The 13,612-nt window shown below is 42.8% G+C and carries 8 protein-coding genes; 2 read left to right on the plus strand and 6 right to left on the minus strand.

Going from position 1 to position 13,612, the window contains the following annotated elements; genetic code table 11:
- Positions 1-104: 104 nt before the first annotated feature.
- The 3 genes from VB836_RS25495 to VB836_RS25505 form a co-directional block, all read right to left on the minus strand.
- The gene (locus VB836_RS25495; protein WP_323223719.1) at positions 105-4,055 is read right to left on the minus strand and encodes a transporter substrate-binding protein; all 3,951 of its coding nucleotides are present in this window, start codon (positions 4,053-4,055) and stop codon (positions 105-107) included.
- 1,018 nt (positions 4,056-5,073) lie between these two features.
- Complete coding sequence (locus VB836_RS25500) at positions 5,074-6,663, minus strand: serine/threonine-protein kinase (RefSeq protein ID WP_323223721.1); 1,590 nt, start codon at positions 6,661-6,663, stop codon at positions 5,074-5,076.
- A gap of 73 nt (positions 6,664-6,736) precedes the next feature.
- Positions 6,737-8,029: an ABC transporter substrate-binding protein gene (locus tag VB836_RS25505; RefSeq protein WP_407659763.1), complete on the minus strand. Its 1,293-nt coding sequence runs from the start codon at positions 8,027-8,029 to the stop codon at positions 6,737-6,739.
- Between the two features lie 64 nt (positions 8,030-8,093).
- On the opposite strand from VB836_RS25505, the gene VB836_RS25510 reads away from it, so the two are divergent.
- Both VB836_RS25510 and VB836_RS25515 read left to right on the plus strand, forming a co-directional pair.
- A complete protein-coding gene (locus VB836_RS25510; protein ID WP_323223725.1) occupies positions 8,094-8,555 on the plus strand; it encodes a class I SAM-dependent methyltransferase in 462 nt (153 codons plus the stop codon).
- 84 nt (positions 8,556-8,639) lie between these two features.
- Positions 8,640-8,831, plus strand: a complete 192-nt coding sequence (locus VB836_RS25515; RefSeq protein WP_235441081.1) for a hypothetical protein — start codon at positions 8,640-8,642, stop codon at positions 8,829-8,831.
- A gap of 374 nt (positions 8,832-9,205) precedes the next feature.
- Here the strand turns inward: VB836_RS25515 and VB836_RS25520 are convergent, their stop codons facing one another.
- From VB836_RS25520 to thiC, 3 genes are all read right to left on the minus strand, one after another.
- Positions 9,206-10,663 (minus strand): serine/threonine-protein kinase, encoded by a 1,458-nt coding sequence (locus tag VB836_RS25520; RefSeq protein WP_323223728.1) that lies wholly within the window; start codon positions 10,661-10,663, stop codon positions 9,206-9,208.
- A gap of 189 nt (positions 10,664-10,852) precedes the next feature.
- A complete protein-coding gene (locus VB836_RS25525) occupies positions 10,853-11,824 on the minus strand; it encodes a DUF1350 family protein (RefSeq protein WP_323223729.1) in 972 nt (323 codons plus the stop codon).
- 399 nt (positions 11,825-12,223) lie between these two features.
- The gene (gene thiC / locus VB836_RS25530; protein WP_046282141.1) at positions 12,224-13,606 is read right to left on the minus strand and encodes a phosphomethylpyrimidine synthase; all 1,383 of its coding nucleotides are present in this window, start codon (positions 13,604-13,606) and stop codon (positions 12,224-12,226) included.
- Between the last annotated feature and the right edge of the window lie 6 nt (positions 13,607-13,612).

The raw sequence follows: 13,612 nt of genomic DNA on the forward strand, positions 1-13,612 counted from the left end.
TTCAAACTTGGAGCAGACAACGCTTGAGGCGATCAAGCATCCCTCTAGTTTAGGATAACGCCTCAGCAAAATCTTTCAGAATCTAGTCAGCCGTTAAAAATAGACTATTTTCTCCCCTTCAGCCAATAAGTCATCATACGACCAATGCCTTTGACCTGAATGAACCCTCGTTCCTCAAAGATATACTGATCTTTCAATAACCCCTGAGTTGCGGTGGTGACTTGTATTCGACCCGCTTCTCCGTGAGACTCCATCCGGGAGGCTACATTAACCGCATCTCCCCATAAATCATAGATAAATTTGCGGGTTCCGATGACTCCGGCTACGACTGGCCCGGTATTAATGCCAATTCGCAGACGAAACGGCTGACCATCATGGCGTTGGAAGCGGCGTATTTCCTGTTGCATATCTAACGCCATTTCTGCGATCGCTTTTGCATGATCATCTTTTGGCGTGGGTAAACCGCCGACAACCATGTAAGAATCTCCAATGGTTTTAATTTTTTCTAGGTCATGTTTTTGGGCTAACCCATCAAAGGCTGAAAAGATCTCATTGAGTAAATCGACTAATTCTGTGGGGGCAATTTGAGAAGAAAATCCGGTAAAATCAACGATATCTGCAAACATGATCGTCGCTTTATCAAAGCGTTCAGCAATCGAATGGGGAGCTTGTTTGAGTCGTTCGGCAATAGATCGGGGTAAAATATTCTGCAACAAACGCTCAGATTTTTGCTGTTCTGTTCGCAACGCATCAAGTACCCGACGCCGTTCAGTGGTGTTTCGTGCTACCCAAATTACGCAGTTATTGGGCATCGGAGAAACGGTTGCAGCAAACCAAATTAATTCTGTGCTTTCGGGGTTGAGGGGAGAATTTGTCGTTTGCAGTTTACCCGATTCTGATTGTTCTAAGGGCAAACTATACTCAACATTCAGGGTTTTTCCGGTTTCTAATACTCTTTGAATGTGACTATAAAACATTCGAGCTTGTGCAGGGGGAAACACTTCAAATATACTTTTTCCTAACCGATCTGGTGTCGGACTGTACAAAACTTCTGAATTTGTGGTGACAATTTTCTTGTAATTTCCCTGAGCATCAAAGACGGTAATTACATCGGTCATGGCTGCAAACAAGGCTCTGAGTTCGGCTTCTGACGATCGCAAAGCCCCTTCAATACGCCGACGTTCTGCTATTTCTCTGACTAATTCAGCCGTGCGTTCTTCTACTCGTGACTCTAAAACATCCATTGCCTGTTGAAGTGCATCTTCGGCTTGTTTGCGTTCGGTGATATCAACGACTGTTCCTTCATAATACAACAGGTTTCCCTGATTATCTCGCACGGCTGAGGCATTTTCAGAAATCCAACGAAACTGACCATCAACCCGGCGAATTTGGGACTCAAAATTGACAACAGCGCCCTGTTGGTGAATGATTTGTACAAATTTCTGACGACGCTCGGGATCAACATAGAGTTGATTTCCCACATGAGTCAAATTGTTGATTAAAACTTCGGGAGATTCAAAACCATAAATCCTTGCTAAAGCAGGATTTGCACTCATAAAATATCCCTCTGGTGTCGTTTGAAAAATACCTTCAACGGCATTTTCAAAGATACTGCGATAGTTGGCTTCTGCTTGTTTACGGGCGGTGATGTCTATTCCGACAAAAAAGGCGGCTTTCTTATGATTATATTTATGAGCAACAATCAAATAATTCCGCAGTTCTCCTCTGACGATTGAGACAACTTCTCGTTGAGCATCCGATTCTGAACTGGCAAAGAAATCTCGGACAAATTGGTTAAATTGCGGACTAACATCTAAAAAACCAATATGCTTGTTAATGAAATCTTCCGGGTTTAATTCAAAGGTTTTAGCGAGATAACGATTAACGCCTAAATAATGTAGGTCTGAACTAATCCAAGAAACCGTTCCGGGTACAACATCTAAAACGGCTTGTAACTGATCTTGAGTATTTTCTAAAGCGGCTTCTGCTCGTCTTTGATTACTCAGATCAATCCCCACAACAAAAGCTTCTTTGTTTTGATTGTACTTTTGAGCAACAATCATATAATGTCGTCGTTCACCTCTCACCCGAGCCGAAATTTCCCGATAGGCATTCACTTCAGGTTGGTTAAATAATTGTTTAACAAATTGGTTAAACTGGGAACCACCACCCAAAAATCCTATCGGTTGATTGGCAAAATCTTCACGGGGGCGGCTGTGAATGTTGGCTAAGGTTTGATTGACTTCAATGTAGCGCAGATCTGAACTTATCCAAGATACTGTTCCGGGTACCGCTTCTAATACGGTTTGTAGACGAACATTGGCTTGTTTGAGGGCTTCTTCAGCGCGTCGGCGTTCGCTGATGTCAATTCCGACGACAAATGCTGCTTTGTTGTTATCATATTTCCGAGCAACGACTAAGTAATAGCAGGGTTTGTTATTGATGTTGGTCATCACTTCCCGAGACATTTCGAGATCCCGACTAGCAAATAATTTTTGTACAAAGTCGTTAAAATCAGAGCTAGATCCAAGAAAACCAATGTGCTGACCTGCAAATTTTTCCCGAGGTATATTGAACATATCGGCGAGTTTTTGGTTCACCTCGATGTAGCGCAGATCAGACTCTACCCAAGAAACGGTTCCGGGTACGGCTTCTAATACGGCTTGTAGGCGAGTATTGGCGGTTTGCAGGGCGAGACGGGCTTGTTTATGTTCGACGATTTCTTCGACTAAACGATCATTGGATTCTTTGAGGGCGGCGGTACGTTCTTCAACGATTTGTTCCAGGTTTTCGTTAATCTTTTTGAGTTGTTCTTCATAGCGCTTGCGAACTTCGATTTCTTGCTTGAGTTGGGCTTGAGTCGCTTCGAGTTCAATGGATTTTTGTTCGAGTTGTTCGGCTCGTTCGATGCTATGACTGACTTCAGCTAGTAAATGAGTCACCATTTCCGAGGTATTGAAATGGCTTTCTTCAAATCCGAGCCAGGGAAGGGGTTTGATGCGGTTGGGTGTGGAGTATATCACTTCAAATTGTCCGTTGGGTAAGGCTTGACCAATGCGACAAACTTTGGAAACATGATGATTGGGTTTGATGCACACAAATCCCCCCGGAGCCGCAAAACTCACCCCATAGGCAGCCGTGCGAATGCGATCAACATCAAAGGAATGAGCCAGTTCAACGGCTTCTTTCCAGAGGTAAACTTGGGTATAAGCAGCTTCAATCGGATCGCTGGTGACGCGAGTATCCCCGTATCTGGCTTGAAAGTTGGCAACAAATTGCCGATTTTCAGGGGTGTCGAGACTTTGGAAGTAACTCCAACAGCTTAAATGTCCGACAGCCGCTTCTCGGATGGTTTGGAGTTCGGTTTCGGAGACAGATGTCGCCATAATCGGGATGTCTTGAGCGGTTAAACCTGCCCCTTGAAACTGACGATAAAAGGCGATATTGCTATCCCCGGTGAGGGTGTTCAAAATGACATCCGGTTGGGCTTGTTGGATGCGAGTGATAATGGCGCTGAAGTCTTGTGTTCCCATAGGGGCATAGGCTTCCCCGACTACTTTTCCCCCCAGTGCTTTGAGTTGGATTTTCACTAATTTATTGACGGTGTGGGGGAAAACATAGTCGGAACCGAGGAGATAAAACCGTGATCCGATGTTTTGCATCAACCAGTGAACGGTGGGTTCGACTTGTTGATTGGCACAAGCTCCGGTATGAAAAATATTAGGGGAGTTTTCTAGTCCTTCATAGTGGATGGGATACCACAGTTGAGCGTTGTAGGCTTCTACGATCGGTTTGACTGCCAAACGTGTCGCCGATGTCCAACAGCCGAAAATGGCATTGATCTGATGTTGTTGAATGAGTTTTTTAGCTTGTGAGGCGAATGTTGCCGGACTGGATGCACCATCTACAATCACGGGTTCGATGAGCTGACCTAAAACACCTCCAGCTTGGTTAATTTCAGCGATCGCCATTTGTTCAGCATCAATGAGCGGAGATTCGCTAATCGCCATTGTCCCACTCAATGAATGCAATATTCCGACTCGTACACCTGGCATAGCTTGTCACTACTGGTTTAAAGAACAACAACCCGTCACGGGTCCTGTGATCTCCTGCACCCTGATCTCACACTGATGAGTGTTAACACCCAGCAGATACACTCTTGAATTTCATTAACGACGCAGATGCAGATTGGTCAAGTCTGATCTGGCGATCGCACGCCCGAAAAACGTCAAAGAACTCGGTGGGCTATTCAGCTGCTTACCGCTTGGAGTCCAGTGTTTCTCCGCAAGCTCCCGTTATAATCTTCGATTTAACGGGAGAAGCTGACTGGTCTGCTGTAGAGACATTCATTCAACCTCTCTACAATCTTCTATCACCCCGGTTTCTTCGGATTTAGAGCTTCTTCTCTACAGAATCGTATACACTTAACAGCTTCCCCAAATGCTTACTTCCCTGAGAGAAAAATGGTTTAGAAGCCTACTGATTATCTTTCCTAATCGGTCAATTCAGCTTAACTTTTTACCTAAAACTCTACCCATATTTTATACCATTTGTAGAACAGCTTTTAGGTTAAAAAAGAGTGAACGACTTTGGGAAAGTTAATCATTACCCGATGCGTGTAGATTTGATAATTTTCTAATATTACCATTTTTCACAGATATATTAATAATGCGTTACAGAGTTTAACGTTGCTTTATATCGAAGGTGAACTACCCAACGCCAAGCTTACGCTATAGCGTGGGCTTCTGACTTCACAGGGGATTGCTTAAAGGAGTGGTGTTGACATAGACTGATTCACCCATCCTAGACGGCGAATGGCTTCCCCCCCTGTCCTTGATCGCTGCACGGGCGGGTTGAAACAGTTTACAGTTTACAGTTTACAGTGACCAGCTTTTACAGTTATCAGTTATCAGTTATCAGTGACCAGTTTTTACAGTTATCACTGGTTACTGTTCACTGTTGACTGTTCACTGTTGACTGGTCACTGTTGACTGGTCACTGGTCACTGTTGACTGGTCACTGGTCACTGGTCACTGGTTACTGGTCACTGGTCACTGGTCACTGGTCACTGTACTATACAAGGCCACATTCAACGACCTTTTCAGACATAACCTGAGCGTGTTGCCACCAGTGGCCCGAACCGATAATCCAAATTCGAGACGGTAAATGGCCAATCGGAGCCGAGCGATTAAATCTAAAGCCTACTGAGGGATTATGGGGATTGTAAGTTAACCAACCGAGGCGATCGCAAAATTGAGCATAATCTCCCTCAACCTCTTCATAAATGCGAGTCTGTACACTAAACCCAAAGCGTCCTTGACTATATTTGACCCATAAACGATCGATTGTTCGCAAATCTTGACTAGGCAGTTGTTTCAACTCAAGAGCATGAAGATAACAGCGTTTAGGATGACCCAACGCTTGACACAATACGCCCCAAGTTTCCTCGTCGGCGGCTTTCCAATTTTGCGCGGCTAAAAAATGTTGTAACTTGCTATAATCAACGCCAACCGCAGAACTAAGATCATCTATCGGTTGACTCAAACCGGGTAAAAACTGAGTCACAATCCCAGGTAATCTCCAGCGAAATTGAGCAAGACTCGGCTGTTGTTTGGGGCGAGAAGGGGGCTTCAGAGGAGTCCGGGTCGTAATTGCTGTTTTCGGTGTATTCAGTGCTTGTAAGACCTGTTCGGCGTTGGCGTAACGTCGGTCAAGAGAATGTTGGACTAAGCGATCTAATATTGTCCCTAAACGTTCACTCACCCGAGATTGAGGAGTCAGGAACTCTCGCCAAACCCAGCGTTGATTGACTTCATCATACAATTGCCAAGGCGAAACTCCAGTTAGTAAATACAAACAACTTGTCCCCAAACCATACAAATCACTCGCTGGAAATGCCTTTCCTCGGGTTTGTTCGGGCGCCATAAACTCCGGAGAACCGACTACCGTTCCGGTTTGATTGATTGCGGTATTGCTCAGTAGTTTAGCGACTCCAAAATCAATTAAAACCCATTGATGTTCTTTGCGGCGTACAGAGGGCGAACTTAAAATAACGTTTGAGGCGCTGGTTTTAGAGATTCCAGGGCGAGTGAGGATGGGTTCAACAACTTCGCTTAAAGCGTTTTCTGCTTCCAAAGCCAAGGGAGAACGTCGTAAAATATTCGCAGGTTTGAGATCCCGATGAACGATCTGATGTTGGTGAATATACTGCAACACCGGAAGCAAGCCCCGCAAGAGTTCCCATATTAGGGCTTCGTTAAAGATTCCCTTTTGCTGAAACTCTTGTTCTAAGGTTTTTCCGGCAATATATTCTTGAACGAGAAAAAGTTGTTTATTTTGCTCGAAATGGGCGAGTAATTGGGGAATTTGTGGATGTTTCCCCAACTGTTCGAGACGCACGGCTTCTTGACGAAATAGTTTAGCGGCTTTTTGATAACGGTTAACCTGATGATTGGGAAAATGAAATTGTTTGATCGCACAAGGCGGTTTTGAGGGAATGTGTTCATCGACTGCGAGGTAGGTCTTCCCAAAACCGCCTTCTCCTAAGATTTGAATCGGACGATAACGATTTTGTAATAACAGTTGTTCACCGCAACTTTGACAACATTCGGCGCTATCTGGATTAACAGGACTGAGACATTGAGGATTTATACAGTAACTCATCGTTGTGTAATGGCTGGAAATATTGATTCAATTCTGCCCTTGATTTCGCGATTCTGATCAGATGACTTTTAGTTTAAAGCATCAGTTTCAAACGGTTTTCCGCTTGTTTTAAGGCATCTTGCGGGTTCTCGCCGAGTAGAGAGGCTTCTATGGCTCGACCTAAATTTTCTGATAAGCGACGATATCCTGCAATAATCGGCCGTGATCGCGCCCAAGCCATCTGTTTTAAAAATACTTGTAAACCGGGTTGTTGGGATAAATAATCTTGATATTTTTGACTTTGACGAGTTTTTAAATTAACGGGTAAATATCCGGTTCCTAAACTCCATTCTGCTTGAAATTCCTCACTCAACACATAGTCTAAAAAGGTCAGGGCGGCTTGTTGGTGTTGGGGAGTGGTTTTCATCACAAATAAATGTTCTCCGCCAATAACGGTGGCTTGTTGTTTTTGGGCGGGAATGGGAAAGACTCCATAATCTATTCCCGCAGCTTCTAAATATCCGAGTGTCCAAGGCCCGGTAATTTGCATTGCCACCTTACCCGAAATAAAGTTATCCTGTTCATAGCCTCGTTCTGGTGCAGACAGGATCGCCGAATTGTCGGTGATTAAATCTGACCAAAACTGCAACGCGGCGATCGCGCCGGGATTCACTAAGTTGACTTGATCTTGATCGATTAATTCACCTTCGGCGCTATACATAAAAGGCAGCCAGGTAAATACTGTCCATTCTCCTTTTCCCAGGGGTAAAACGATACCATGTTGATCGAGTTTTCCATCTCCATTGAGATCACGGGTGAGTTTTTGGGCGGCGACGCGAAATTCTTCCCAGGTTAAAGGGAGTTTGGTGATTCCTGCTTTTTCAAATAAACTCGGACGATAAAATATTGCGGTATTATTTGTTGCCATTGGAATTGACCAAATCTGTCCATTTAGTTCCATCGCTTCAAATAATCTCGGATCAATTTCAGCTTTTCTTGGCGATTTATTCAGCCATTCTTCTATCGGTTCAATCGCATCGAGTTCAACCAGTTGACCTGTAATTTGAGGACTATACCAGAGAATATCAGGCGAGGCGTTTCCAACAACTGCTGTTAAAATTTTCGGCATTTGTTGATCGGGTTGACCAATATAATAGGCGTTGACATTAATTTGGGGATGAGTTTGATTAAACCCATTGACTAATTTTTGAAAGACATCTCGGTTGGGCGGGGGATTAATTCCATGCCAAAGGGTTAAATTAATCACTCCCGGTTCAGTTGGGGTTTGAACTTGACAACCGCCACAGACGAACAAGCAAAGACTGAGGAGGATGACTCCCCAGGTTTTCAAGCCTTGATTAAAAATTCGCCAACACCGAGAGAACATTTGCATGATAAGATCTGATTTGGGGAACTTTCTTAGTCTTTTCTTGCTCATGTTATCATTTTCAATGCCTAGTATTTGGCAGAGCTATCAGCAGGATGCTTTTCATCTCAAGCAACACTTACAAGATTATTTAAACTTGGATCAACCGACTCTCGAAGCACAACTACAGTCGAGTCAGCAATTACTCGCTGAACTGGGTTATCGGGATTTTGACTGGGAAAATGCTTCTCTATTTTACCGTGAAAAAGTCGGTGAGATCTATTTATTTGAGTTGGGAGCTTGGCATCTCTCCAGTCAAGATTACATTGGGAATACCTTGCGTTTGATTACGGATTATGCTCAAGGTCATGTGTTAGACTTTGGTGGAGGGATTGGGACTCATGCGATCGCCGCAGCTTTATCTCCCCAAGTCGAACGGGTCACTTACTGCGATATTAACCCGATTAATCAAGCTTTTTTTCGATATCGCATTGAACAATTAGGACTGAGTGATAAACTTAAGATTCAGTCTGAGATTTCATTATAAAATCAGTTTGATACGATTCTTTGTTTTGATGTTCTTGAACATTTACCTGATCCCAGTCAACAGTTACTCACGTTTCATAAGTTGATGTCTGATCAAGCCAAAATTATTCTCAATTGGTACTTTTTCAAGGGAGAACATCAGGAATTTCCATTTCATTTAGATGATCCTAAAAAAATCGATGTATTTTTGAGAACGATTCAACAGAATTTTCTAGAAGTTTTTCATCCCTATTTAATTACTGCTCGCTGCTATCGCAAGTTAATTGTTCCAAACTAATCTCAATTTGAATCGAAGTTCTCTAGCCTTGGGGAAGATTTAAAAGACGTTGGCTGTATGGCGATCACAATTCAACTCAAATCTTTGGTTAAAGTTGGTTTCACCATAGAGATTAAAGCATTAAAACAGACCAACCTGTTACCGGATCGGGGGGTAAAAAGTTAAATTGCAACCACTCAGAACTGTTGAGAAGCCGACGAATTGACTCTTGAGTTTGGGGGCGATCGCCGTTTTTTTTCTCAGAGCAAAGATTTTCCTAAAAAAAAGGCTGAAATTGCTTCCAAGTTTAGGTTTTAGCGATCGCCAAAAATTTGAATGAAACAGCCCTGCTGGGGGGGCAGGGGGGATCTATAATGATAATAAATTGTTGGATGTCAAAGGTTACAATTCGCCAAACGAGAGAAAACTAATCGATATATTCCTAACAGTTTACCCTCATGGCGACCTAGAGGACCCAAACCCCTCGGAAGGTGTCCTTTTGGTGCCGATAGAGAAAAGTTGAGGTTGTCAGTTGTCAGCCATCCATGCTTCGTTTTCCAGCCAATTTCCTCCCCAAAACGATACCATCCGGTTTGATTGTATTGTCCTAATTTGTTTCCGGTTTCCAGATAAATCTGTTTCTGAACAGTAAAACCAAAACGGACATTACTATATTTAATCCAAAGGTTGTTAATCGTGCGAAGTTCTTCACAGGGAAAATTGTCAATTGAGCCTGTATCTAACCATCCATCTTTGTCCCTTCCCGCCACTTTTAACATAAGTTTAGCCGTTTCTTCGTCCGCATCTTTCCACTGTTTCTGACTCAAAAAATATTGCAGAATAGAGTAATCTACTCCTCTGGCTGAAACTACTTTTATTAACTGTGTTGGGGGCGGTGGCGGTGGCGCTGCAATTACTTTTGTTAACGATGTTGGGGGCGGTGGAGGGGGAGGTATAGAAACGATTTTAGAAGGTGCAGCTTGAGATGAAATTGCATTCACAATTTCCCGAATAGACTGATACCGTTTTTTCATCGCCTGCTGTAACATCTTATCTAAAACTTCCCCCAATTTTTGATTAATAGGATTGGTTAAATAATCCCGCCAAACCCATTCTCCCTCGCTGACATCGTACAATTGAAAGGGTTCAACTTGGGTTAACAGATGAATACAAGTCACCCCCAAACTGTAAATATCACTGCTAAAATTTGCTTTTCCCAAAGCTTGTTCGGGTGCCGCATATCCAGCAGAACCAATAGTTGTTCCGGTGACGGCTAAGGCGGTACGAGTCGCCAATTTCGCCGCACCAAAATCTACTAAAAACAGTTGTTTATCGGAAGCTCGACGAATCAAATTGTCCGGCTTTACATCCCGATGAATCACTTGATTTTTGTGAACAAAATATAAGACCGGAAGTAATTTTTTGAGCAGTTGTAAAATTTGAGTCTCGTTAAAAGTTCCCGACTCCTCTAACTCTTGTTGCAGGTTTTTTCCTTGAATATATTCTTGAACTAAATACTGACGTTTATCTTGGGTAAAATAGGCGTAAAGTTCGGGAATTTGCGGATGTTTTCCCAACTCATCCAAACGAACCGCTTCCTGTTCAAAAAGTTGTTTGGCTTTCTCTACGGTTTCTGTTCCCTGCGCTTGCGGAAAAAACTGTTTGATCACACAAAAGGGTTTTGAGGGTTTGAACTCGTCTATCGCTTTGAAGGTGCGACCAAACCCGCCTTGACCGATAATTTCTACTGCTCGATAACGTTCGGCTAATAGTAATTTTACACCACAACGCTGACAAAATAGAGTGTTTGGCGGGTTATTAAACAAGCAGTCAGGATTCAAACATTGGCTCATCCCAGGCGACTCCAAGCAGTTCCATTTTCCTATTTTAGATCGGTTTTTGCTAGGAATTTTAACAAATTTTTTTGGTGTTTCAGAGTTGAAGAATTTATGCTAATTTTACCGTGTATTTTCTGATGCACCCGAAGTACAAGTCAAAAACCCGGTTTCTGTGAAAAACCAGGTTTTTTTAGTCTCTATATTTTAGCGTTTAGAGGTTGAAACCCCAACGGTAACTTTAGAAATAGACTTTTTTTGCGTTTGAGAAACTGACGGTAACAAAGCTGATTTCAGGCGATCTGATAACTGCTGTAAAATCGTTAACGCAACGGGTTCGAGTTGACGCCGAGAAAGGGGTGCGATAAACTTATCCAAAGGATTAAAATCGACCAAATATTGACCGATTTGAACGCCAAGCGGTTCAAGGTGCTTTCCAGGTATTTCTTGATGAATGAGGTTTTGATTGTTGAGTTGCTGAATAAACCAGTAAACCCCTTTTTGTTTATTACTCTCATTTCCGGCGATATCATCGGATTTAAACGAAATCAAGCCCGTAATATTAAACAGTTGACTCCGATGAATCATACATTGAGTTTGACTGCGACTCGGTAACACTCCTAAGCCAATTTTATCGATAAAATGAGCGATAGATTTAATCGGAATAGCGCTTTCTGTATCGCTAATATCAGGGGCGAGTAACAGCGAAGGTTGATTGAATATTGCTTTTTGATCACCTAACCGACGACGAATTTGATCAATTTCTTCTTGATCAATACAATCTTGAAGATAAGTTAACCCATTTTGATCGCTCAAAAGTTCTAGCAAAGCGATATATTTGCAGCCCAAACTATGACCAACCCAGAAGTAATTAGAATTATCTAAATAGAATTCTGAATCATAACCTGCGGCTTTTGCTTTCTCAACGAGCAAATTTTGAACCTGATTTTGTTCTTCTAATAAACTCAGTGAAACTGACCAATGCTCAAAGGTAAATCGAAAGGGAATTGCAATGATAGTATAACCAGATTTAAATAATGTTTGCAGAAAATAGCGATAAGATAAAGTTGGGAATGAACCAAAAAACGCGCCGCCAATAAATCGAATAATCCCTTTGGGTTGAGGATGTAAAGCAACCCAGCTAAAGCCTAAAGGTTCAAAGCGAAATTGAGTAGACATAATTAAATTCGAGTGTGATTAAAAGCAAGTTGATTAACCTATCTCTAACTTAACGTTTGTTATAGAGTGATGAATAGTCGCTTTTTTGCATTAACTCAGGTGAGTGTCACTCATTTGTGCTTTCAATCTTTCCCAAAAACCCGGTTTTTATTCAAAACGTTTTCAATTCTGTAGGGGCGGGTTCTACAAGTTCTGTAATACCCCTCGACAATTGAACTAAACCCGCCCGACCCCACCATTGGCGCAGTCTGTAGGAGCGGGTTCTACAAGTTCTGTAATACCCCTCGACAATTGAACTAAACCCGCCCTACTAATAACTATAAAAAAAGGCGAGTATTTTTAAGACTCACCCTCTATTTTAACTCATTCAACAACAGAAAAGATTGAGTTAACTGCAATTTAACTTTGAGTAACAGCCTCTTTTTCCTGGGATGCTAAAAACTTCTCTAACTCGGTTAACGCATCCGCATCAACTTTGGTTTGCATCGGGCAGAATTTCGGCCCACACATTGAACAAAATTCAGCCGTTTTGTAGATATCCGCAGGTAACGTTTCATCGTGATATTCACGGGCGCGATCTGGGTCGAGAGACAGTTCAAACTGACGGTTCCAGTCGAAGTTATAACGCGCTTCAGACAGTTGATCATCGCGATCGCGGGCGCCCGGACGATGACGGGCAATATCAGCAGCATGAGCGGCTATTTTATAGGCAATTAAACCATTGCGAACGTCCTCTGCATCAGGTAAACCGAGGTGTTCTTTTGGCGTGACATAACACAACATTGCGGTGCCATACCAACCTGCCATCGCCGCCCCAATAGCAGAAGTAATATGGTCATATCCTGGCGCAATATCTGTTACTAACGGCCCCAAAACATAGAAGGGTGCTTCTGAACATTCCTCCATTTGTTTTTTAACATTAAATTCAATCTGATCCATCGGCACATGACCCGGCCCTTCCACCATCACTTGTACATCATGTTCCCAGGCGCGACGAGTTAATTGTCCGAGGGTTTTGAGTTCCGCCAGTTGCGCTTCATCAGACGCATCATGTTGACAACCCGGGCGTAAAGAGTCCCCTAAACTAAACGAAACATCGTATTTTTTGAAGATTTCGATAATCTCATCAAAGTGAGTATACAGGGGATTTTGTTTGTGATGATGCAGCATCCAACGGGCAATAATACCACCGCCACGAGACACAATTCCAGTAATTCGATTGCGAACTAAGGGCAAATGTTCAATTAAAATTCCCGCATGAATTGTCATATAATCCACACCTTGTTGGGCGTGTTTTTCGATAATATGCAGGAAATCTTCGGCCGTTAATTTCTCAATGCTGCCATGAACACTTTCTAGCGCTTGATAAATGGGAACCGTCCCAATTGGCACCGGAGAAGCCTTAATAATTGCCGTGCGAATCACATCTAAATCACCGCCGCCTGTAGACAGATCCATCACCGTATCTGCCCCATATTTTACAGCAAGATTCAGCTTTTCTACTTCTTGATTAATATCAGAAGAACTCGGGGATGCCCCGATATTTGCATTCACCTTACATTTAGAGGCAATGCCAATACACATCGGCTCTAAATTGGTATGATTAATGTTAGCCGGAATAATCATCCGACCTCGGGCAACTTCATCGCGAATCAACTCAACCGGAAGATTTTCCCGCTTGGCGACATAGTGCATTTCTTCAGTTAATACACCTTGACGGGCGTAGTGCATTTGTGAAACATTTGCTTGACCACGCCGTAGATTAACCCATTCAGTTCTCATTTTTAA

Origin of the sequence: Limnoraphis robusta BA-68 BA1 (assembly GCF_034932365.1) — a bacterium.
GTDB classification, from domain to species: Bacteria; Cyanobacteriota; Cyanobacteriia; order Cyanobacteriales; family Microcoleaceae; genus Capilliphycus; species Capilliphycus robustus.